Origin of the sequence: Lysinibacillus sp. NPDC059133 (assembly GCF_042755925.1) — a bacterium.
GTDB lineage: Bacteria > Bacillota > Bacilli > Bacillales_A > Planococcaceae > Lysinibacillus.
In genome coordinates, this window is the sequence record NZ_JBHZDH010000017.1 from 78,764 (window position 1) to 100,475 (window position 21,712).

The window sequence follows — 21,712 nt, forward strand, 5'->3', positions numbered from 1 at the left end:
CTTTTATCCATAAGTATTTCCCCTGGAAATAACTATTTTCATATTACACCGCTTTTATTTTATTAATACTTTTTCAATTATCAATCCATACTGCCTTTCACCTAGGTCAAAATATTGTAGCAAAAATTTATAACTTTCTTCATATTGCTTTATCTCACTAAAGATTTCCGTACACTTCTTATTCAATTTGGCAACAACAGCTTCAATATCTTCAACAGTAAATGCAATATGTCGGGTACGCAGTGTATTTGCAAAGGGTTGCTGAATATCTTTTTCATCTGACGGTGTATAAAATTTGATGAGCTCTATCCATGTCTGACCGTCAGCCGTTCCCAATCCTACACACGCTACTTTAACGTCATTAAGCCCAACTGCATATCCCATTAACTCTCCTTCCATTCCCCTTTCACCTCAAGTCCAAAATCGAGAAAAAACGCTTTTAGGGCAGAGAGATCATTTACGATTACACCTACATGATCTATTCTTTGGATCTTTAAATTTCATACCTCCATTGTTTCTGTTATTTTGCAATATCACCTAGATACTAAAACTCCCTTTTTGAAGTCGTTTTACAAAACAATCCATTCCATCCAATAAAACTATCACGCTCGTTAAGCCAGTTATAAAACGGTACTGGACGCTCACTATTTGCTGTTTCTTCTATAGATGATGAATTAATCGACTTCTTATCTAAACGCTCAACAGCCTTCTTGCTGGTACACGCATTTATATGCCGTGCCTCAAGATGATTTGTCACCAAAAAAGACAGATTTACAAAAGAAATTTGCCATATTTTCATTTTATCTACCCTTATTCTCTATACATGGTGGGGAAAATTGGACCATCCATCACGGATTGAACCTATGTTCTCTTCTTTAATTTTAAAACTTATTTTAAAATAATTAACTTTTTTCAATGGTAAATCGTCTAATTATTAGTAACAACTAATTTTTAAAATACAAGGAGAAATAAAAATGAAAAAACCGATTAAAAAAACTTGGATGATTGCTTCTGCACTTACTATAGGAATGGCTGTTCTAACGCCACTGCAAGCAGGCGCTACATCTGCTGAAAAACAATCGAAGCATCAGTTCAAAAGGAACAACAAATTAAAGGGACTATTAAAGACATCTCCTTCGATGGTATAGACATTAAAGGAATAGATGGCAAAAATTATTTCATCAATTTAAATAATTTTTCTACAGAACAACTAGAAAAAATGAACTTAGTTGAAGGACAGGAAATTTCTGTTGAAGGTAGCGTTGTAGAAAATTATAATGGCTTCTATACATTTGAAGATGAATCTATTTGATTTGTTGTACTATTTTTATATACCTTTAATCAAAAAACTATTCTAATTACTCACACTTTATATACAAATCGCGCTTTTCATTACTGGAAAATAATAAATGATCTATTGGTTGTCCTGAAGTATAATTAGCTAGGTTTTTGTTTTACAACTGCAACAACAAGAAGTTAGGAGAGAATTCCATAAAAAAAACAGTATTAACATTCACACTTGCAGCATCAGTTCTTGCATTAGGCGCTTGTAATAATGATTCCGCAACTAATGACGAAGTAATCGCTACTTCTAAAGTTGGAGATATCACTCAAAATGATTTATATGAAGAAATGAAAGCATCTATAGGAGATCAAGCATTTCAATTTCTAATGATTAAAAAAGTACTTTCAGGGAAATATAAAGTGACAGAAGATGAAGTAAACGCTCAATTAGAAGCTGACAAAAAGCAATTAGGCGATAACTTCGAAACCGTCATTGCACAACAAGGAGATACAGAATCTTCGTACAAAAAATCCCTAGAACTTAAATTGATGCAAGAAAAGGCATTAGTTGAAGATGTGGAAGTAACAGATGATGAAATTAAAGCTGAATACGAAAAAACCAAAAATGAAATCCAAGCTCGTCATATAGTAGTAAAAGATGAAGAGACTGCTAAAAAGGTGAAAGCGGAACTTGAATCTGGAAAAGATTTTGCAAAAGTTGCAAAAGAGTATTCTATTGAACAAGCGGCACAAACAACTGGTGGGGATTTAGGTTGGTTTAACAAAGCAACTAATATGGATCAACAGTTTTTAGAAGGTGCTTTCGCATTGAAAAAAAACGTTATCAGCGATCCGATTCAATCTAGCTTTGGCTATCATATCATCGAAGTGACGGACAAGCGTGAGATTAAAGAATCATACGAAGATAAAAAAGCCGAGCTTGAAAAGCAATTAAAGCTAGCAAAAGCGGATACTTCAACGCTATTAACAAAAGTAGCGAAAATGATGAAAGATGCTGATATCAAGATTAAAGATGAAGATTTAAAAACAGCGTTAGATAAGTTTTTAGCTTCTGCTGAAACAGATACAACGACTGAAGATGCAGATACATCAACAGAAGAAAGTAAATAATTATCCATACAAAAGCGTAAGGGCATAAGCCTTTACGCTTTTTGTATGCTTTAAGAAATAATAAAATCTATTGCATGTGGATTATTCTTCTTCCAGGCTCCACCGCCTTGCTTCTGCGCAAGCTCGAACAAAATCGCTTGTGGTGGCTTAAAAGCTGCCTCCTTGCTTTTGATGTTATTTCAAATGTAGGTTTATAAAACGAACGGTTTTCTAATGAGAATAAAAGTTCAGTAAACTCTCCAGTATTTGTTTTGTCTAATGCAATCTGGATCTTTAATCCTTGTCCGAACAGTATGTATCTTCTCCTATTTCCTAAGTAATCCAGTTAGTCAGCATAGTCATCCAATTTTTCTTTTTAAATAACAAGGTCTGAATAAATTCCCTCTAATTTTCTCAACCACACACCCAAAAAAATGTTTTTTTTAGAGCATAGACTCAAAACGTTTGTTTCGAGATAAAATTGAACTAGTTTACTTACTTATCAAAAGGTATATTTTGCTGCATAAATACAAACTTAGGCTTTTGTATAAATGAAAGCTCTAACTATTCCAATAGAACGGTCCTCTAATATTATACATATCATTACACATCAGGGATTTACATCACAAAAGTTCCTATAGGGATATTGGTATTCCATTTTATTCACAAACTATAACTTTTCCCCCATTTCACACGTCTAATAGTAGTATACAATTTGAAAATGTTAAAAAGGAGCTTCTTTACACATGAAAACAAGAAATACATTTCAACATGAAGAGGTGTTTGTTCAGTTTATTCGTGAACAGAAAGAACGATTTTATCTGCTCGCGTATAACTATACGAAAAATGAACAGGACGCACTAGATGTTGTACAAGACAGTATTCAAAAAGCAATGCTTTCTCTAGATCGACTAGAAAATGTCGAGTATCTGAAAAGCTTTTTTTATAAAACCTTGGTACGTACAGCCATTGATTTTTTACGCAAGCATAAACGTTTACAGGTGACAGACGATGATACATTGCAATATTTAACACCTGCTCAAGAGGATGTCTATGAAAATGTTGATTTAGAACATGCGTTGGACGAGTTACCCCAAATATATCGCGAAGTTGTCATTTTACACTATTTCGAAGATTTAAAGCTCGCTGATGTTGCTAATATCCTGAATATTAAGCTGAGTACTGCCAAAGCTCGTCTTTATAAATCGTTAAAACTCTTGAAAATACAACTACAAGATGTGAAGGGAGAAACAGCACATGGATGAAAAATTAAAAGAATTAGAAAAGCAATATAATGAAATACCTATCCCAAAGGAGCTTGATTTTGTGGTTGAAAATGCACTTAAGCAAGGTAAAAAGAAGAAAAAAAATCGAGCACCTCAATGGTTACTTGGATCTGCTGCGGCTGCTATGCTTTTAACAGCTGGTTTAAATGTCAGTCCTGCAATGGCACGTACACTTTCTGAAATTCCAGTAGTTGGTAGTGTTGTCACGGTATTAACATGGACTGAATATGAAGTAGCTGAAGACACATACGATGCAAACATTAAAGTACCTTCTATTGAAAACCTAGAAAATAAAGAACTTTCAAATGCTTTAAATGAAAAATATCGTTCAGAAGGTAAGGCTCTATTTGATAAATTTATTCCTGATGTTGGTGTTATAAAAACAAATGGAGGTGGTGTTTTAGGTGTTGATAGCGGCTATGAAGTGAAAACAGATAATGACCAAATCTTATCAATCGGTCGCTATACGACCACTACAATTGCATCGTCTTCTACAGTTATGCACTATGACACAATTGATAAAAAAAATGAAATTCTAATTACATTACCAATGCTATTTAAAGATGACAATTATATTAAAACTATCAGTGAAAACATTAAGGACCAAATGCGGGAACAAATGGCTATACCTAACTCAAGAAAAGTGTACTGGGTAAAAGATGCAGGTCTTTCAGATGAAGAATTTATGGACAATGACTTTTCATCCATTAACGCAGACCAGCAATTTTATATTTCTGATAAAGGTAAACTTGTTATCTCCTTCGATGAATATGAAATAGCGCCTGGCTATATGGGTGTAGTGGAATTCGAAATCCCAACCGATGTCATAAAAAATGATCTTGTAAGTACTAAATATGTTCATTAAATTGGAGTAGAGAATTGCAATTTTTAGATAAAAAACATTCTTTAATAAGAGTATACTTTGAATTACTAAATATACCAATAAAATAAAAGAAAAAAAGTCCAGGCTCAAAATTAATTGAGTACCGATAATGCTATTGGTGGCGGTACTGCAACTTTAACAGCTTTAGGACAAATAACAGCGATCTTTGTTGGTGGAGGAACAATCATTCCCTGGGCATTAATCCCGGCTGCTACCATTTGTAATGTTAGCCCCTTCGAGCTTGCGAGGCGTAATTTATTACCCGTGGCGATTGGTCTTGTGGTTACAACCATTGTGGCGGTGTTTTTAATATAACATTGTAAAAGCGGGGAACTCTTTTAGTAGTTTCTCGCTTTTACATCTTCCATACAACCCCATGGTATAATTTAACTATACCAATTTAAAAGGGAGATGACTTCAATGAAAGTTTCCTATTGGCGTGGCGAAAACATACGATTGAGGGCGCCCAACACTGAGGACATTCATATATTTGAAAATTTAGATGATGACATACTTAAAAACCTTGATTCAATCGCTTTTCCTCGGACAAATCAGCAAATTGAAGAATGGATCAATGAAATATCACAAGGGGCATCTACAGAGAGTGATGATTTTTACTGGATTGCTGAAGATGCTTCGAACAATGTCGTGGGGACAATTGAGGTTTCTGGATGTGATGCAAAGAATGGGACATTTGATTATGCTATAACGATATTTCCTTCACATAGAGGAAAAGGATATGCAAAAGATATGATTTTAACAATCTTAAAGCATTATTTCTTTGAACTTCGCTATCAGAAAGCAACCATTTGTGTTTACTCCTTTAATGCATCTTCTATAGCTCTACATAAAAAACTTCGATTTGTTGAGGAAGGCCGGTTAAGAAATATGATTTATACAAATGGTACCTTTTATGACGAGGTCTATTTTGGGATGACCAAGGATGAGTTTAATAAAATACATTCTAATTAGTAAAAGATGACTTCTGTACTTTGCTGAAGTCATCTCTTTCTTTCCTAACGCTCAAAATAATATTTTTGCAAATTCTCATGAAATATCTGCTGTAGTTGATGTTCGCTAATACCTAAAATATAAGCTTCACACATTATTTGTTCGACTTTTATAGAAATTTGTTGCAGGTCACCCCCCTTTGCCTCAGCGGGTTTCCTAACAATTGCTTTTGAGTTAGGTTTTATAGCGAGTATTCCCTTCTTTTGAAGCTCCTTGTAGCTTTTATGAACGGTATGAAGATTGAGGTTTGTTTCAGCCGCTAAATCACGAATGGAAGGCAATGGGTCACCATTTTGCAAATTTCCTTTTGCTATTTCAAAAAGGAGTTGCTGAGTTAATTGCTGATACAAAGGAATGTTACTCTTTGGATCTATCTTTACATTCAATTGTTTACGTATCCTTTCATATTCTTTCCTTCAAAAAACATTTTATAGATTACTGTAATTGTACATAGAGTTACAATTACCATAATAATTACGGCTGTCATCAACGGAGAAACATCGAAAGTAAGTAAGCTAAAATGGAGAAGCCCAATGACAATCAATAGCGGTAATCCATACAGCAGGCTTATTAATACTGTAGGATTTGATTTTATTGCTTCAGATGGATTAGACCATTCAAGTAAAGGATGCCTTCTATCATAAAGCGGGGACAATAAATTATACGTAATGACTAATAATAATGTAATCAATAAATGTAGTCCCGTAATAATATCGCCTCTACCAAATAACATGTAAATGATATAGCTTATTACAACCGATATTGTACCGATACATGATGAAGCCATAACTTTTGCTAGATAAACCTTTTGTGGATCAAATGGCAACGTCATGCTAGATGCATAGTATTTCCCCTCTCTTGAATAGGGAGTTCCACTAATATTGTTCATACAACTCATCAACAAAACCATATAGACAAAAAGAAAAGATTCATTGTTCACAATCCATTCAGCCTTTAAAATATTCGTCTGTACGAGAAAAATGATTGTACAAATTGGCGTTAAAATGATCCCTAAAATAGCTTGCATTTTAAAGTATGGTTCAGACTGGATAATCCAATATTCACGTTGCAAATAATTGACCAAACTACTTTGAATATCTCTCCCCCAAACTTTGGTCGTTTTTTCTATTCTGCTGACAAGCAAGCCATGTTCATAATACTTAGACGCAATCATTTTTATAGTTGCTTTAAACAATACATAACATAGTGCGAATAAAAAGATAAAACTAATCAACGTATTTAATGATAAAAGCGTCTCCACCAATGACTGTTGCATTGCAAAACGATAACCTATTTCTAGAAAATCAGAAATTGAAACACTTAAGGATGATATTGTTGAAACATCTAATTTCACTAAAACAGTGCTGATTGCATGATAATTTTTTATTAGAAAGTACAATATTGGGCTTATTCCAATACCAAATATAAGAGTCATCCTAACAAGCAGATACAAGGATGTATTAATAAATACACTGCGATAATGATTCAAAATGGATAATAAAAATAGAAGGAACAGTACAATTAAAACGTTCATGATAAGTAAAAATGCAATTGATTTTACAGCAATACCTAGATTAAACTCTATCAGTAATATGAAAAATGTCGGTATTGATAGAATACTTACTACCATCATCGGTAAAGCTACTCCACTGATTATTTTCGACATTACAACCCGCTTCGCAGAAATGGGTAAATGTGCAAATATAGCAAAATCACTTTGACTAAACACTACCGAAATAGCAAAATAAGAAATCAATATATACGTCATACCATTTGAAAGAAGTATATTGTAAAATAAATACACCTCTGGGGTCGCTATAAAATAAATACTTAGAGTAAGCACAAAATACTGAATGGCTACATATATGAATGCAACCAATAGGAGTACTTGAATTACTGGCTGTTTTGGCTTTGCATAAAAGGATGGTAAAAAGAATTTGATTAATTGCATATTATCCTTCATTAGCTTGTTTCTCCATAAAAATAGTCTCTAAGCTCCCATCGACTAACAATTTCTCAACACGCTCATGTAAGACAATCTTTCCATCTTTTAAAAACGCAATGGATTGACAAATTTTCTCGGCAACATCTAACAAATGAGTGGAAAAGAGAACGGTCCCACCCTTTTCGACATACTCTTTCATACAATTTTTAAAAGCAACGACAGCAAGTGGATCTAATCCATTTAACGGCTCATCCATAATCAGGATGGGCGGATTAATTGTAAAAGCAGTAATCAACCCAATCTTATGAAGCATTCCATAAGAATACGTTCCCATAGGTTTATAAATACTTTTTTCCATACCAAAGACGCTAATAAAGTTTTGTAGTTTTTCATCATCAGTCTTTTCATATAGCTTCAAAACAAAATGTATCCAATCATATGCAGCTATATTTGGAAATACATGAATCGTATCGGGTATAAAATAAAATTGCTTTTTATATTCGAGCGATTGCGATTTCGAAACATTATTAATTATTATTTTCCCGCAATTTTGTTCTACTAATCCAGCAATACAATTTAATGTCGTTGTTTTACCTGCACCATTCCCACCAACAAACGCCAGTATTTCTCCCTTTTCAATTTTTAACTCTACACCCTTTAAAACCTCATGCTGTCCATACGATTTCTGTAAATTTTCTATCGATAACAATTTCTTCACCTCATCCCATATCAGTTAAAATTTCTTTTTCGCAATGAAACTTTGCATAGTAATGATCATCAATAAAACTAACAGCAGTGTTACTATAATATTGATGCCATACCAAGATCCCACATCACCCGACATTAGAATATTTGTTGCATACATACTATTACTAGCAGGATTAACAATGTCCATTAATGGATGTAGCCCAGCGATAAAACGACATATTAATAGGACAACGATACTTATTAGTGCAATAAATGCAGGACTTTTAAAAAATGTACTCATCATCGCAACAAACGTTATGATGAATAACAGCCAAACACAATAAAATGCAAAAGCCCACATAGCTTGTGTCATAGGAACAGTAGTAAATAAATACGCTGAATAGCCATAGGATGCTGCATAGCCAAGAGCTATACATATAACAGCCAATATATAATGAATGATGATTTTACTATTTAAATAAGATGATATCGATACTGGCCTTGTTAAGATAAATGCCATCATGCCATTTGCTTTTTCCCCTTGAATAATACTCATAGTGGCAACGACCAGAATAATAATACCTAGCTGATCAAACTGTGAATTTAATGTTGAGGCAAGTACCTCCTGTCCCACAGGCTTTGCCATCGTAGGATCAATTATTATACCTTGAACACCACCAGCTGATTGTAAAATAACAGGTAAATAATACATCATAATCGGTTGTGTTAGCCCTAGTAAAATAAATACGATTGGGAGCCACAATATTTTAAACTCCCTTGCCATTTGATGTACTTCTTTTTTGCTTAATTCGATAAAAGCATTCATTCACTTACACCACCAATTCTAAAAAGATTTCTTCTAGATTGTCTTGAATACCCACTTCAAATTTAGTAAACATCACTTTTGAATCCAGTCCGTGCTGTATTAATCGATTAGCATCTGTTTCCAAATTTTCAACGTGTATTTTGAAACCATTTCCATAGCTTTCGATTTTCTGCACATAAGATAATTTTTCAAGCATTGTTAACCACTGAAATTCTACCTTGCGAATCATTAAAAAGATAGCTGATTCTTGATGGCGCTCAAGTAACTCTGATTTTGTAGCATCCTCTATTTTGTGACCATTTTTAATCATCACAAAGCGCTCACAAATTTCCTCCGCATCGCTCAATATATGCGTTGATATTAAAACTGTCGTTTCTTTTTTTATCTCTTTTAATAGATTTAACACTTCTCTTCTCCCTATTGGATCTAGCGCTGATACCGGTTCATCCATAATCATTAAAGCTGGCTTATGCAATAATGCTTGTGCAATGCCAAGGCGTTGCTTCATACCACCTGAAAATGTCCCGACATGAATATGTGCTTCTTTCCCTAAGCCTACCTTTTCTAAAAGTAATGGAATTTCGTTCTGCAATTCATTTTTTGATATGCCTGAAAGTGTTCCCATAAAGGACAATGTTTCAAATGCTGTCATCCATGAGAAAAAATTAGGATACTGAGGTAAATAACCAATGTGATTTTTCATAGATGAAATCTTTTGACCATTAAGAAGAACTTCTCCTTTGTCTGCAATCAGAATGTCGGCAATGATTTGAATTAATGTTGATTTCCCTGCTCCATTTGGTCCAATTAATCCGACACACTCATTAGCATCAATGACCATTGAAAAATCATTCACGGCTGTTTTTTGTTTAAACTTTTTCGTAATATTTTTAATCTCTAAGCGCATGTTTATTTACATCCTTCCTACCAATAATGAAGTATAGAACAGAACCAATTGAGTTAAAGAACAAAATAATAATTGTCCACATCAGTATGTTTTCTCGCGTATCTCGGTGCCGATATAAATCGAATAATGCAACAATGATTAGAACAAATCCTACGAATAAAAATGGCAAAATGATTGGAAGTATACTTGCCCAATCCAGTTGGCTTAACTCATCAAAACCATAGTGTAATTTCATGCCTAAAACCTCCATTCATTATCATTATCAATAACGATAACATAAGATGTAAAAAATTTCATTGCCTTTCTACTGTACATCTGTAAAAAAAATATATAGTATATTTATTGATAATGTTCTCATATTGATAACATTTGATTGCTTCCCTTGATACCATCTGATAGGAGGATCGTTTTATGCGGAATAAGGCAGAGACTTTAATGCACCCTGTGAGAATGAAAATTTTCCAAGCTCTGATGCACAATAAAGAAGAAGGTTTAAGTACTTTGGAGATGATTTCTATCATAAAGGATGTACCTCAGGCTACTTTATATCGACACATCCAAATTTTAGTAGATGAAAATATCATAAAAATTGTGAAAGAGCGAAAAGTACGTTCTGTTACAGAGAAATTTTATGCATTAAATGAAGGAGCAGAAAAACTTAGTCAGGAGGATTGGACACAACTAACGATCAAACAAAAATTAAATTATGTTTCCAACTATCAATTAACTTTACTATCTCAATATCAAAATTATTTACATTCACTTGGTGAAGAAGAAAGACTTGCAGATTTAGCAACTTTTTCATTTATTGATTTAACATTAACGACTGATCAATTTATGAGCTTTGAAAATGAATTAAACGATTTAATAATTAAATACTATAATATGACCGACTCAAACAATGATGAGACAAAAACAATAGCTATAAATATTATTCCAAAACCTTAAGTATGATTTTTATGTAAAGAAATGGAGAAGATTTATGAAAAGAAGAAAGTCAGTTGAAAACACACGAAAATTTATCATGATTATTATTGGCGCCATCATCGCAGCATATGGACTAGAGGCGGTATTAATTCCGAACGATGTCATTGATGGCGGCGTGACAGGTATTAGTATTATGGGCGCACACCTCTTTGGTATTCCATTAGGCTTACTGCTCTTTGTATTAAACATTCCTTTTATTTGGATTGGTTACAAACAAGTAGGTAAAACTTTTGCATTGATGAGTAGTGCTGGGATAGCAGCTCTCTCTATTTCCACAGTGCTTATGCATGATGTTAAAACAATTTTAGGTCCAAATGATCCGTTATTAATTGTTTTATCTGGTGGTATGCTACTAGGTGTTGGGATTGGGATTGTCTTACGTAACGGTGGTGCTTTAGATGGCTCTGAGGTTTTAGCCGTGTTACTATCACGTAAAATTCCGTTTTCAGTCGGGGATATTATATTATTTATTAATGCCTTTATTTTCTTAGGGGCAAGCTTTATTTTTGGCTTAGAAAGCGCATTATACTCAGCTTTAACGTACTATATTGCGAAAAACGTTATCGATATTATTCAAGTAGGTTTAGAAAAATCAAAAGATGTTCGTGTTGTCAGTGCAAAATCAGAGGAAATTGGCGATGCGATTCAAGCTCGTTTAGGACGTGGTGTTACATATACTAAAGGGCGTGGCGGTTTCTCCAATGAACCTACTGATATATTAAACTGTGTCATTAACCGTATGGAAGAAAATAAACTTGTATCGATTATTAAAGATATTGATGAAGGTGCCTTCGTAGTTATTTCTGATGTATCAGAGGTACGTGGTGGGAACTTCAAAAAGCGTGATATTCACTAAATAAAAGGTAAGCAAGTCGTTTTTGAACTGCCCCCCAACTGTTAGATATCTAACAATTGGGGGCAGTATTTTTTATGACTACATTTACAGTTGAAGATACATTACGCTGGGTTTAGCGTACATTAATTATGCCTCGACATAATTGTGTGACACCCGCTGAAAGAAGTTAAACAGATCCAACATGGCAGAAGTCAATTGAACTACATTCTTCAATCCAGAAGATAACTAACTTTTTGCAAAGGAGTTAGCTAAACTTTAGCTTTTCTTCTCCAGGACACTAATGCCAATGCCCATAAATACGACTGTCATAAATAATAATAGGCTTAAAGGCTGTAATAACTCTACATAAGAACTAGCATTAATCGTCACACCTTTTAAAATCTCTAAACCATATGTGATTGGTGAAATATAAGATAGAGCTAAAATTACTTTAGAAGAAACGATTTCTAGTGGCCAGTAGGCGCCACCTAGCATTGCAAATGGTACTGCAAGGAACGCCATCACTGTATTAAATTTACTAGGTGTATTCGTAATTGAGGCGATAAATATGGATAGGGCAACGATACACAACAAATACGGTATGACTGCAATTAAACTTGCTACAAACCCTCCGTAAAACTCTACACCAACGCCAAAATAAAAAATGCAAAATACTAATACGATTTGAAGATAGCCTAATAAAAACGCATAAGCTAGGTTAGCTGTATATACTTCCCATTTACTAATACTTGAGACTGTTAAACGATTCCAAATACCATTTCTACGCTCCATGACGATATGATTGACACCGTTGGCTACCGTATAAATAACCATAAACAGTGCAAAGCCAATTAGGGTGTGAAGTCCGGAATCCCATTTAAATCCTTTTTCATTAGAAAAGTTTGTATACTGAATTTCAAATGATGGGGCTGTTTTCGCTACTGCGATCGCACTTGTTACCTCATCTTGCAAATCTGTAGGAAAAGCTTTTATCATCGCATCATTTTGAACCACCTGACTATAAATTCGGTCTAGTTCATATTGAACCAATTTGGAATTCATAAAATCAACAGCCACCAGTAACTCATAGCCTGCTTCCTGTAAAAAAATTGCTACATCAACTTTACCCGCTTCAACTAATTGTGTTGCTTCATCCTGACTATAAATCGTAAATTCGTAATTTTTATTACTTTCTAACTCAGTCAATACTTGCTTTGTCATTTCCTCACTCAAAGTCGAATGGACAGCAACCGGCTGCTTTGTTTGTTGTCCATTCCCTATCAAATACGCATAAAGACATATAATAATAGTAGTTGCGATTAAAGAGCTAGGCTTTCTTTTTAATAATAAAAATTTTGTCTTGAGTATATTGATCATGCAATACCACCTCTTCTCGGGAACAATAAAAAGGCGATTGCTGTACAAATCACTGCTACAGCAGTTAATATCCATAAATAAGATGAAATCTGGCCAAGCCCTCCACCTTGCTGTATCGTTAAATAACTTTGTAAAGCTGCTCCATTCGGTGTCCAACTCCCAATTTTCGCAAGAGTTGGTGCAAAGGTACTTAAATTAAAGAAGCTACCACCGAATAAAGCTAAAATTGATACGATAACCGAGCCAAACACATTAGAAAACTCTGCCGAATTAAAGCGGTAGTTAGCTGCTGATAGTAATGCAGCAATACTCCCAACAACAATTGCCAGTAGCAATGTCACGAGTAAATGTAAGGGCAATTGTACAAATGAAATATCAAGCATAAGATAGACAACTACAAATACAATGGACACTTGAATGAATGACAAAATAACAGTTGAAACAATAATCGATAATAAATAAATCATAGGCTGTATATTTGCTAGTAAAATACGATCAAAAATATGCATATGCTTTTCTAAGAATGCTTGACTAGCGATTGTCCCTGCTATATATAAAATAAACATGACAGTCATACTAAACGTATAATATACACTCGTTGAGACGGGCTCCTGTTGATTCACCGTCTGAACGGTAGATGAAGTATCTGCTGTCGGCAATTTAACATCCTGCGTTAATAACCCTTTTGAACTAAGCTCTGCCATAAGCGTATATTGATATTGAAATGACTCCAAAATATTTTGTACAATCGTTGAAGCTATTTCTTTCTGTTCGTTTATATACACATGTAAGGCTGGAATTTCTCCTTTCACGAAAAGTGATGTATAAAATTGCTTTGTAAATCCAGCTGGTATTTCAAGTATTACATCGTACTTTCCTTCTTTTTTAAGCGCGTTCAAATCACTTGAAGTAATCTGGGAGACAGTAATAAATTGTTGCATATCTTCCTGCTCTAGCAATTGCAAGAGCATAGAAATGGGTAGCATTTGTTTAAGGCTTTCCCGTGAATGTACATCAGCCCACATCTCTCCTTGTGATTCCTGCAAAAATGCCGCCAATTCTTGTTGCTCATCCTCATGTTGCACAATTGCAAGCTTCACATCAATTGGATTACTATCTCCCTCCATTAATGAGCCTAATGCAAAACTTATTATAGATATAAGTCCTATCGGCATTAATAGTAAAATTACCAACTCTTGAGGGTGACGCCACAATACTTTTAACTGTTTACGAATAAGTGCTAAAAACATCACGGTTCCCCCCTAATTCCTTAATGCTCTACCGGTTAAATGTAAAAACACATCTTCCAATGTCGGCTCTTTGACATGGAAACTTTTAAGAACAATGTCATGCTTCTCACATAAAGGTAATAACATTGGAAGGAAATCGGTATTTTTCGCTACACTAAAGGAAATATCTGCATCCTTTACCTGAAAATTTGATAAAAAGCCTTGTTTCATAAGCGCATCAACAAAATCATTTGAATGCTTTTCTAGCTTTAAAACAATCGTTTTCTCTGAAGATAATATCGCCTTAATTTCTTCCTTTTTACCAGCTGCAATTATATGCCCTTTATCCATAATATAAATGCGATCACATAAATACTCGACTTCCTCCATGTAATGACTCGTATAAATAATCGCTGTATTGGCTTCTTGATTCAGCCTCTTCACAGTTTCTAAAATATACTTTCTCGATTGCGGGTCAATGCCAACTGTCGGCTCATCCATAATTAAATATTCAGGTTCGTGCAGTAAGGCAACACCAATATTTAAACGTCTTTTCATCCCTCCAGAATAATGTTTGATAAGTTTTTTCGGCTCATTTTCGAGTCCGATTTGTGCAAGTACTATACGAACCCGTTCTTGCAATTTCAGACGCGGAATTTTGTAGACATCTCCAAAAAATTCCAAATTCTCACGTGCTGTCAGTTCCTCATACAAGGCAATTTCTTGCGGTACAACCCCTAGTACTTTTCGTAAGGAAGTTGGATTTTTTAAAATGCTATTATGCTGTAATAAGACATCACCCGTTGTTGGTTGAATCAAAGTCGACATCATCGCAATTGTCGTTGATTTGCCAGCACCATTCGGTCCAAGAAGTCCAACAATTTCGCCAGGCTCTATGTAAAGGCTCACGTCATCCACAGCGTTTACTTTTTTAAATGTTTTTGTTAGGTTAACCACTTCAATCATTCAACGCCCCCCTTTCTCTAAAGAATAGCAGTTGCATAATGACTAGACGACTAGCTTCCGTCATAAAAGGCAATGACTGAAGTCATTTTTTATACTGGACGAGTAAGGTTTGCCAAATGAAATTCATTATGAATGCTTATATCATGCTTTAAACAATTCCATTCCGTACAGCATAAATCGCTAACTGTGTCCGATCTCTTAGTGCAAGCTTCTGTAGAATATGGGTAAGATGATTTTTCACTGTACCGACCGATAAAAATAACGAATCCGCAATTTCTTTATTGGTTTTACCCTCCCCTATTAATTGAATAATCGTTAATTCACGCTCTGTTAGCGTAGAAAGCTGTGTTGTTGAGACTTTTGTAGTCGTTTGTTGCAATAACCTAGGCATTAGCTTGGCGGCAACATCTTCTTGAATGACCATGCCCCCATCTAATACACTATGAATGCTCGCTATTAGCTTTGCTGGCTCAGACGACTTGACAAGAAAGCCACTTGCACCATCTTTTAATGTTTGAAAGGCATACTCTTCATCATCAAATGTTGTCAAAATCAGTATTTTTACATTTGGAAAATGACTGCGTATATGCTTTGTCGCCTCTATTCCACTCATTTCTGGCATGCGTATATCCATTAACACAAGATCGACATATACTTTCTCAAGTAATACTAAAGCCTCCCGCCCATTGCTTGCTTCTGCCGTAATTTGCAATGTCTCATCTTGCTCAATCATCATTTTTAGACCATTTCGTACAATAGTTTGATCTTCAACTAGTAAAATTCGTTTTTTCATTCAAACTCTCTCCTTCATCGGAAAAGATCCATCTACAATAAATTGTTGCTCCGTTTTATATATGCGTAGCTCTCCGCCAATTTCCTGGATTCGTTCCGTCATATTTTTTAGTCCAAAACCATAAACAAACGGTGTCTGCTTCATTGATTTGTTTTTTACTTGAAAACTGATATGTTGTAATGAATCTTTCCCTAAAATGATGTCGACTTCCTTTGAATCACTATATTTCATCGCATTTGTTAAACATTCTTGTAAAACGCGATAAAGCACTATGCTTTGCTTATTGGAAATGGGTAATGACAGCACTCCCTTCTCAATAGTAAAGCGAATATGTAAACGACTTTCCATCTCTAGCCTTCGAATTAAATGTAGCACCGATGAAATGCCATATGCCTCGCTCGATTTTAACTGCCGAACCGCATACCTTGTTTCGTTTAAACTTTTGCGCGCTAATTGCTTAATATCATCTAACTCGTCATGCCCATACCGAATAGATATTATCTCTGCTTGCATAAGTAATGCCGTTAAATTATGTCCTACTGAATCGTGCATATCACGGGCAATTTTTGTGCGCTCCTCTGCTCGGACAAGCTGATCTTGCTCAACGGATAGACGTTTTAATGCACGATATTGCCCTAATAATTCTTTGTACAAAATATTTTTTTCACTGTGTGCTTGCATGTAATGATGCATCACCAATGAGCATACAGAAAGAGCAATTAGCATTAGCAGCCCGTATATTGGCAGCCATTGTAACAGAACAAATATCATACCGATAACAGTCAAGCTGCCTATAAGAATATAATAAAACTTTGCCTGTAGTAGAAAAGCGCCCTCTATTATAAAGAAAGCCAAAATCGGCAATGCATACAATATTTGAAGTGAAAAGAATACGCTACAAAATAATATAAGAACAATCGTTATGTAACTTATAATTCGCAACTTTCTCAAAAGAGGTGTGATGAAATATAAAGTTAAGATGGCCGTACAGATGAAAAAAGCGGCTGTCAATGATGCATCCGTGTAATAAGTATGAACTAGGAAAATTGTCATTAATAGCAATATACAACTAATGCGAAAGAGAAAATATTTCATAGATAGACTCCTCCCTATTCTATTATTTCCAACCTATTATACATCTCCAATTCCTTAAAATGTCTTAATTTACAAATATCAATAAAAAACACTAGACATAATCATCAACATGTCTAGTGTTTTTGGACATTAGAGCTTGTCATCTCATGTTTAGTGAACATTTTACTCGCTCTATAGTTTCATATACATAACAGTCCGTTTTCTGAGGAATTTTGTGACGCTATACAGCTCATTTAGGAAACTAACCGTTATTAAGCTTTCTTTTATTTTTTCTTGTTCTCCAGCCTTTCAGTTAAATCATTAAAGTCTTGGATTACTTCTCGCATTGAAGATTTTTTAACTAACGAAATTCCCTTTTGAATCGATTTAGACGCTTCTTCAAATTTATTTGCTTTGATTTGGGCATCTGCAAGGCAATACCAATAAAACCATGCATCCATTTTTGAAATTTTATCTTTATAAAACTTTTCGATGATCGGATAGTATTTAGAATATAATCCTTCGTTATAGACCAACTTTTCACCATTCCATTTTAGTACATCCACTAAATAACTATCGCCAATATACATTTGCCAAATTGCTAAACCAACTTTTTGTTTTCCATTCACAAAATCCATTTTATGATAAGGAACATCAGCAATCTTTTGGAATGAGTTATTGATCCATTGAAACACTTGAAGTTCGCTACCCATTGCCGCCCCAATTGTAACACCAAATAAATATTCTTTTGTGCCATCACCAGTAATATCTACCAAACTTGAAAAATCCAAATCGACTCCTTGCATTTTAGTTTCCCAAATCTTTCGCCAATCTGAATTGTGTTTTTTCAACACTATTGATCCAAACTGAGAAGGCGATGGTTGATTTTTTGCTTTAATTTTAAAAGTAAATATTATTTCTTTCTGTCCATCGTGGTCAAAGTCATAGAGTTGAATTGGCAATGTGGAGAATGGATTTTCAGGGCTTACAAGGGACGCATTCGATGGCATAAACCTACTTACAATTTTCATTAAGTCTTCTTTCGGGTTCTCGTTAGCCTGAACAAATAGTGGTCTAAAGCAAACTGCAAAAAGTAGCAATAATGTAAATAGCATTATTTTCTTCATCAATATGTCCCCTTTTACAGCCAGATATAACTTCTAGTATTGACGTAATTAGAAAAGAAATTCTTGAATAAACTTGCTTAGTGGTTCTGATAACCTCAATATTGAAAATACCTCTTTGAACGTAAATAAAGTTGAAATAGCATAGAAATCAATACGATTCTCACATAGCCATATCGCTGTGCAAACTTAGTCCAAAATCTCGACAACAAACCATACAAAGATAGTTTCGCCATACTTCATGTCGTAGGGTGGGACAAAAGCAGCGTATAGAATTTGGCACCCTCAACGGAATCATTGGCCACATTGTTGCTGTGCTAGGTGTAACTTTACCCACGTGCAATGGCGATATATATATATGAATACACAGTCATTGCCGCTACACATACTAACAACAACACATACTCAAATTCCCTACTTGATTTATTTATGCAATGACGAAATACAATCAATTGCGTTAAAATATTCTAGAGACGATTGATGCATATAATTATCATCACTTTGACGGTTCTATCCATCAAATTAAAGGTTCTATCCACGCTTTATGAATTCTATCCATCACTATTAACATCAAGATATAAAAAGGAGACATAAATGGATTTATTTATCGCAAGTAATCGTCAGTTACCTATCCGTTATTACATTAATGAAGCGATTTGGATTCGTCGCGGTTGCTTAAGTTTACATCAATTAACACTACCTTTTTTTGTAGAAGTAGAAATGAAAGACCCTCTTCATTTATTGAAAATTACAGAATATGTTCAAGAAGTCCAACAACAATATCGCTATACGGAAATTCAAATTGTTACGAAAGACAATAATATTTTAATGCACTTGCAAAAGCTTCTTCCCCACTCTAATGACAATCATATTCTCACTATTGAGCAACAAATTCGCCCATAAAAAAAGGTAGCATTGCTCTAATAAATGCTACCTCACTATTTTTATGAAACTATAACAGGCAATTCGATGATAAACTGCAGCATACCATCCTTATACTTCGTGTCAATTTTGCCACCATGTAGTTCTACAATGCTCTTAGCTATAGCAAGTCCAAGTCCAGAACCTTCCGCTACACTTGTTCTAGATTGATCTTTTTTATAAAAACGATCAAATAAGCTCATTAGCTCTTCAGATGTAAATTCATTACTTTCATTAGCAACACAAATATGAACATACCTTTCTTTTCTTTCAAGAGAAACAAAAATCTCACCGTCACCCGTACTATATTTAATGGCATTCATTAATAAATTATCAAAGACCCTAACAATTTTTTCAGAATCCACTGTAGCAAAGATCCGCTGCTCTGAGAAATTTTTAATAAATGTACGATGATTTTCCTCCGCTTGCGGAATCAACTCCTCAATTAACTGATCGAGAAGCTCATTCATACATACCTCTTGTTGCCCAAGGACAATGCTTTCATTCGTTAGCTTCGTATATTCAAATAAATCTTCAATCAGGTTTTTTAACTGTTCGGATTTTGAGAAAGCAATCTTTACATACTCATCATATTGCTCCTTCGTGTCGTACCTTTCATCTCTTAACAATCGTAAATAGCCGATAATCGAAGTAAGTGGTGTTCGTAGGTCATGTGAAACATTAGTAATTAATTCATTTTTTTGTTTTTCAATCCTTCGTTCCATCTCAATATTTGTCATAATTGCTTCGGCCATATGATTAACATTCTCAGTTAATAAAGCGATTTCATCCATTCCCTTTTTCTCAATTCGATAGCTTAAATCTCCTTTTGCAATTTCCTTTACCCCCTTTGCCAACAACTCAATTTGTTTCATTTTTCGTTTTGTTAAATAAAGGAATGAAAGGGTAAAAACAGCAATTCCAATTAATACAGGAACAGGACCCTCTGTAATGCTTTTAATAAGTACGCCTGATGGAATACCACTGACAAACAAATATAAATTTTTATCTTCTATAGTTATTGGATAAAAGGCAATAATTTCTTTACGCGATTGCTTGACTGTAGGTATATCATAATTAAAATTATAGAGTGGATTATTGATTGCAAAATCCATTACATGACGAATCTTATTATGTACATCAATTTGTTCCTCTTCCGCTTGCTTTGTTTTATACAAAACTTTCCCGTGCTCATCGGTAACTAACACTTTCAACGCATGCTCTGTCAATTTCAGTTTTTCATTTTCTACTTCAATCATTTGCAGTATAGTTTCGACACTATTTTCACTAACAGCCAAATCTGCCGCTTGCTGTGCTTGAAAATTTATTTGCTGCATATCTCCACTATAGTCAATGGTAGGTGTTGGATTCCCAACATACGGTAGAGTAAATCGTGCAACAAGTAAACCGAGAAATGCACAAAGGATAAAGGTTGTTAAAAGTTGAATTCTAATACTTTCCCGAACTTTTGTAATGGCATTCACTATAAATAATTTAAGTTTGCTTAGTAAGTATTTGAATGGCTTAATGATCTTTCTCAATTTTATAACCTACTCCCCATACTGTTTTAATATATTGAGGATTTCTTGGATTTGTCTCAATTCTTTCTCGAATTTTACGAATATGTACCATTACCGTATTTTCAGACTGTATAGCCTCTTCCTTCCAAACTTTTTCGTAAATTTGCTCAGCGCTCATGACTATGCCTTGATTTCTTGCAAGCAACTCAAGAATTGAAAACTCCCTTGGCGTAAGCTTTACCTTTTCATTGTTGACGATTACTTCATGTGTGTCTGTACTGATTCGCATATCACCAATCTCTATCTCATTCTCGTCCATCATATCTGAACGATTCATTTTGATATATCTACGAAGCTGAGATTTTATGCGCGCAACTAGCTCTAATGGGTTAAAGGGCTTTGTTACATAATCATCTGCCCCTAATGTTAATCCAACGATTTTATCCATATCCTGAGACTTTGCTGACAGCATAATAATTGGCATTTCGGCGATTTCCCTTACCTTCATACACATTTCAATGCCATCCACGTTCGGCATCATAATATCTAGGACAATTAAATGTACTTTATGCTTTTTTAAAAGACTCAAGCCCTCTTCTCCATCACTTGCTTCTAGAATTTCATAGCCTTCATTTTTTAAATAAATGGCAATAAGATTTCTAATCTCTTTTTCATCATCAACTATCAGTATTGTTTCTTTAGTCATCTAATCCCACCAATTTCAAATTATATTAAAATATCAGATATATTAATCTGAACCATAACGTGGGGTTGATTTCCGTTCCGACTGAGCGCTTTGTTGTTGCTGTCGCATACGCTTTCGCACAGATAAAACAATTGTTGCTGTCGCTTCGCTTTCGCACAGATAAAACAATTGTTGCTGTCGCTTCGCTTTCGCACAGATAAAACAATTGTTGCTGTCGCTTCGCTTTCGCACAGATAAAACA

Annotated in this window: 25 protein-coding genes and 1 pseudogene; 9 read left to right on the forward strand and 17 right to left on the reverse strand. The window is 34.5% G+C overall.

Features of this window, described 5'->3' with window-relative positions:
* Positions 1 to 54: 54 nt before the first annotated feature.
* Complete coding sequence (locus tag ACFXN8_RS11660; protein WP_386845210.1) at positions 55 to 399, reverse strand: VOC family protein; 345 nt, start codon at positions 397 to 399, stop codon at positions 55 to 57.
* Positions 400 to 544: 145 nt separating this feature from the next.
* Positions 545 to 799, reverse strand: a complete 255-nt coding sequence (locus tag ACFXN8_RS11665) for a hypothetical protein (protein ID WP_376077991.1) — start codon at positions 797 to 799, stop codon at positions 545 to 547.
* 175 nt (positions 800 to 974) lie between these two features.
* On the opposite strand from ACFXN8_RS11665, the gene ACFXN8_RS11670 reads away from it, so the two are divergent.
* The 6 genes and pseudogenes from ACFXN8_RS11670 to ACFXN8_RS11695 all read left to right on the forward strand — a co-directional run bounded on the left by ACFXN8_RS11670 (position 975) and on the right by ACFXN8_RS11695 (position 5,535).
* Entirely contained in the window at positions 975 to 1,148 is a 174-nt protein-coding gene (locus tag ACFXN8_RS11670) for a hypothetical protein (protein WP_386845213.1), read from the forward strand.
* A 301-nt stretch (positions 1,149 to 1,449) separates the two neighbouring features.
* The gene (locus ACFXN8_RS11675; RefSeq protein ID WP_386845215.1) at positions 1,450 to 2,415 is read left to right on the forward strand and encodes a peptidylprolyl isomerase; all 966 of its coding nucleotides are present in this window, start codon (positions 1,450 to 1,452) and stop codon (positions 2,413 to 2,415) included.
* Positions 2,416 to 3,140: 725 nt separating this feature from the next.
* Positions 3,141 to 3,659 (forward strand): RNA polymerase sigma factor SigV, encoded by a 519-nt coding sequence (locus ACFXN8_RS11680; RefSeq protein ID WP_376077984.1) that lies wholly within the window; start codon positions 3,141 to 3,143, stop codon positions 3,657 to 3,659.
* Positions 3,652 to 4,545: an anti-sigma-V factor RsiV gene (gene rsiV, locus ACFXN8_RS11685; protein ID WP_386845217.1), complete on the forward strand. Its 894-nt coding sequence runs from the start codon at positions 3,652 to 3,654 to the stop codon at positions 4,543 to 4,545. The genes ACFXN8_RS11680 and rsiV overlap by 8 nt, the downstream gene beginning before the upstream one ends.
* Before the next feature lie 129 nt (positions 4,546 to 4,674).
* Positions 4,675 to 4,878: pseudogene (locus tag ACFXN8_RS11690) on the forward strand (hypothetical protein); the annotation flags it as partial.
* Between the two features lie 105 nt (positions 4,879 to 4,983).
* On the forward strand, positions 4,984 to 5,535 hold the full coding sequence (locus ACFXN8_RS11695) for a GNAT family N-acetyltransferase (RefSeq protein WP_386845219.1): 552 nt from the start codon (positions 4,984 to 4,986) through the stop codon (positions 5,533 to 5,535).
* A gap of 44 nt (positions 5,536 to 5,579) precedes the next feature.
* Here the strand turns inward: ACFXN8_RS11695 and ACFXN8_RS11700 are convergent, their stop codons facing one another.
* Genes ACFXN8_RS11700 through ACFXN8_RS11725 form a run of 6 tightly spaced genes read right to left on the reverse strand, consistent with a single transcriptional unit; the run spans position 5,580 to position 10,174 of the window.
* Entirely contained in the window at positions 5,580 to 5,960 is a 381-nt protein-coding gene (locus tag ACFXN8_RS11700; RefSeq protein WP_386845221.1) for a GntR family transcriptional regulator, read from the reverse strand.
* Complete coding sequence (locus tag ACFXN8_RS11705) at positions 5,957 to 7,537, reverse strand: hypothetical protein (RefSeq protein WP_386845223.1); 1,581 nt, start codon at positions 7,535 to 7,537, stop codon at positions 5,957 to 5,959. Before ACFXN8_RS11705 ends, ACFXN8_RS11700 begins: the two co-directional genes overlap by 4 nt.
* Positions 7,527 to 8,228 carry an ABC transporter ATP-binding protein gene (locus ACFXN8_RS11710; protein WP_386845225.1) on the reverse strand — a complete coding sequence of 234 codons (702 nt, stop codon included), beginning with the start codon at positions 8,226 to 8,228 and terminating at the stop codon, positions 7,527 to 7,529. Before ACFXN8_RS11710 ends, ACFXN8_RS11705 begins: the two co-directional genes overlap by 11 nt.
* Before the next feature lie 24 nt (positions 8,229 to 8,252).
* Entirely contained in the window at positions 8,253 to 9,032 is a 780-nt protein-coding gene (locus tag ACFXN8_RS11715; protein ID WP_386845227.1) for an ABC transporter permease, read from the reverse strand.
* Positions 9,033 to 9,036: 4 nt separating this feature from the next.
* On the reverse strand, positions 9,037 to 9,939 hold the full coding sequence (locus ACFXN8_RS11720) for an ABC transporter ATP-binding protein (RefSeq protein WP_386845229.1): 903 nt from the start codon (positions 9,937 to 9,939) through the stop codon (positions 9,037 to 9,039).
* Positions 9,923 to 10,174 (reverse strand): PLD nuclease N-terminal domain-containing protein, encoded by a 252-nt coding sequence (locus ACFXN8_RS11725; RefSeq protein ID WP_386845231.1) that lies wholly within the window; start codon positions 10,172 to 10,174, stop codon positions 9,923 to 9,925. The genes ACFXN8_RS11720 and ACFXN8_RS11725 overlap by 17 nt, the downstream gene beginning before the upstream one ends.
* A 176-nt stretch (positions 10,175 to 10,350) precedes the next feature.
* Between ACFXN8_RS11725 and ACFXN8_RS11730 the strand changes: the two genes are divergently transcribed.
* Positions 10,351 to 10,887, forward strand: coding sequence for a helix-turn-helix domain-containing protein (locus ACFXN8_RS11730; RefSeq protein ID WP_386845233.1), 537 nt, complete (start codon positions 10,351 to 10,353; stop codon positions 10,885 to 10,887).
* Between the two features lie 34 nt (positions 10,888 to 10,921).
* The gene (locus ACFXN8_RS11735) at positions 10,922 to 11,782 is read left to right on the forward strand and encodes a YitT family protein (protein WP_370044274.1); all 861 of its coding nucleotides are present in this window, start codon (positions 10,922 to 10,924) and stop codon (positions 11,780 to 11,782) included.
* A 255-nt stretch (positions 11,783 to 12,037) separates the two neighbouring features.
* On the opposite strand, the gene ACFXN8_RS11740 is transcribed toward ACFXN8_RS11735, so the two are convergent.
* The 6 genes from ACFXN8_RS11740 to ACFXN8_RS11765 form a co-directional block, all read right to left on the reverse strand.
* Positions 12,038 to 13,138, reverse strand: a complete 1,101-nt coding sequence (locus ACFXN8_RS11740) for an ABC transporter permease (RefSeq protein WP_386845236.1) — start codon at positions 13,136 to 13,138, stop codon at positions 12,038 to 12,040.
* Positions 13,135 to 14,388, reverse strand: a complete 1,254-nt coding sequence (locus ACFXN8_RS11745) for an ABC transporter permease (RefSeq protein WP_386845238.1) — start codon at positions 14,386 to 14,388, stop codon at positions 13,135 to 13,137. Before ACFXN8_RS11745 ends, ACFXN8_RS11740 begins: the two co-directional genes overlap by 4 nt.
* A gap of 12 nt (positions 14,389 to 14,400) precedes the next feature.
* The gene (locus ACFXN8_RS11750) at positions 14,401 to 15,333 is read right to left on the reverse strand and encodes an ABC transporter ATP-binding protein (RefSeq protein WP_376077950.1); all 933 of its coding nucleotides are present in this window, start codon (positions 15,331 to 15,333) and stop codon (positions 14,401 to 14,403) included.
* Positions 15,334 to 15,481: 148 nt separating this feature from the next.
* Positions 15,482 to 16,126: a response regulator gene (locus tag ACFXN8_RS11755; RefSeq protein ID WP_376077947.1), complete on the reverse strand. Its 645-nt coding sequence runs from the start codon at positions 16,124 to 16,126 to the stop codon at positions 15,482 to 15,484.
* On the reverse strand, positions 16,127 to 17,221 hold the full coding sequence (locus tag ACFXN8_RS11760; RefSeq protein WP_386845241.1) for a sensor histidine kinase: 1,095 nt from the start codon (positions 17,219 to 17,221) through the stop codon (positions 16,127 to 16,129).
* A gap of 263 nt (positions 17,222 to 17,484) precedes the next feature.
* Positions 17,485 to 18,327 (reverse strand): hypothetical protein, encoded by an 843-nt coding sequence (locus ACFXN8_RS11765; protein WP_386845243.1) that lies wholly within the window; start codon positions 18,325 to 18,327, stop codon positions 17,485 to 17,487.
* 591 nt (positions 18,328 to 18,918) lie between these two features.
* Here ACFXN8_RS11765 and ACFXN8_RS11770 point away from each other — a divergent pair.
* The gene (locus ACFXN8_RS11770) at positions 18,919 to 19,227 is read left to right on the forward strand and encodes a hypothetical protein (protein WP_376077939.1); all 309 of its coding nucleotides are present in this window, start codon (positions 18,919 to 18,921) and stop codon (positions 19,225 to 19,227) included.
* Positions 19,228 to 19,268: 41 nt separating this feature from the next.
* Here ACFXN8_RS11770 and ACFXN8_RS11775 read toward each other — a convergent pair whose 3' ends face one another.
* From ACFXN8_RS11775 to ACFXN8_RS11785, 3 genes are all read right to left on the reverse strand, one after another.
* Positions 19,269 to 20,786: a sensor histidine kinase gene (locus ACFXN8_RS11775; protein WP_386845245.1), complete on the reverse strand. Its 1,518-nt coding sequence runs from the start codon at positions 20,784 to 20,786 to the stop codon at positions 19,269 to 19,271.
* Entirely contained in the window at positions 20,770 to 21,471 is a 702-nt protein-coding gene (locus ACFXN8_RS11780; protein ID WP_386845247.1) for a response regulator transcription factor, read from the reverse strand. Before ACFXN8_RS11780 ends, ACFXN8_RS11775 begins: the two co-directional genes overlap by 17 nt.
* Positions 21,472 to 21,513: 42 nt before the next feature.
* Positions 21,514 to 21,712 (reverse strand): hypothetical protein (locus ACFXN8_RS11785; RefSeq protein ID WP_386845249.1); only part of this gene is annotated, 199 nt, incomplete at its 5' end.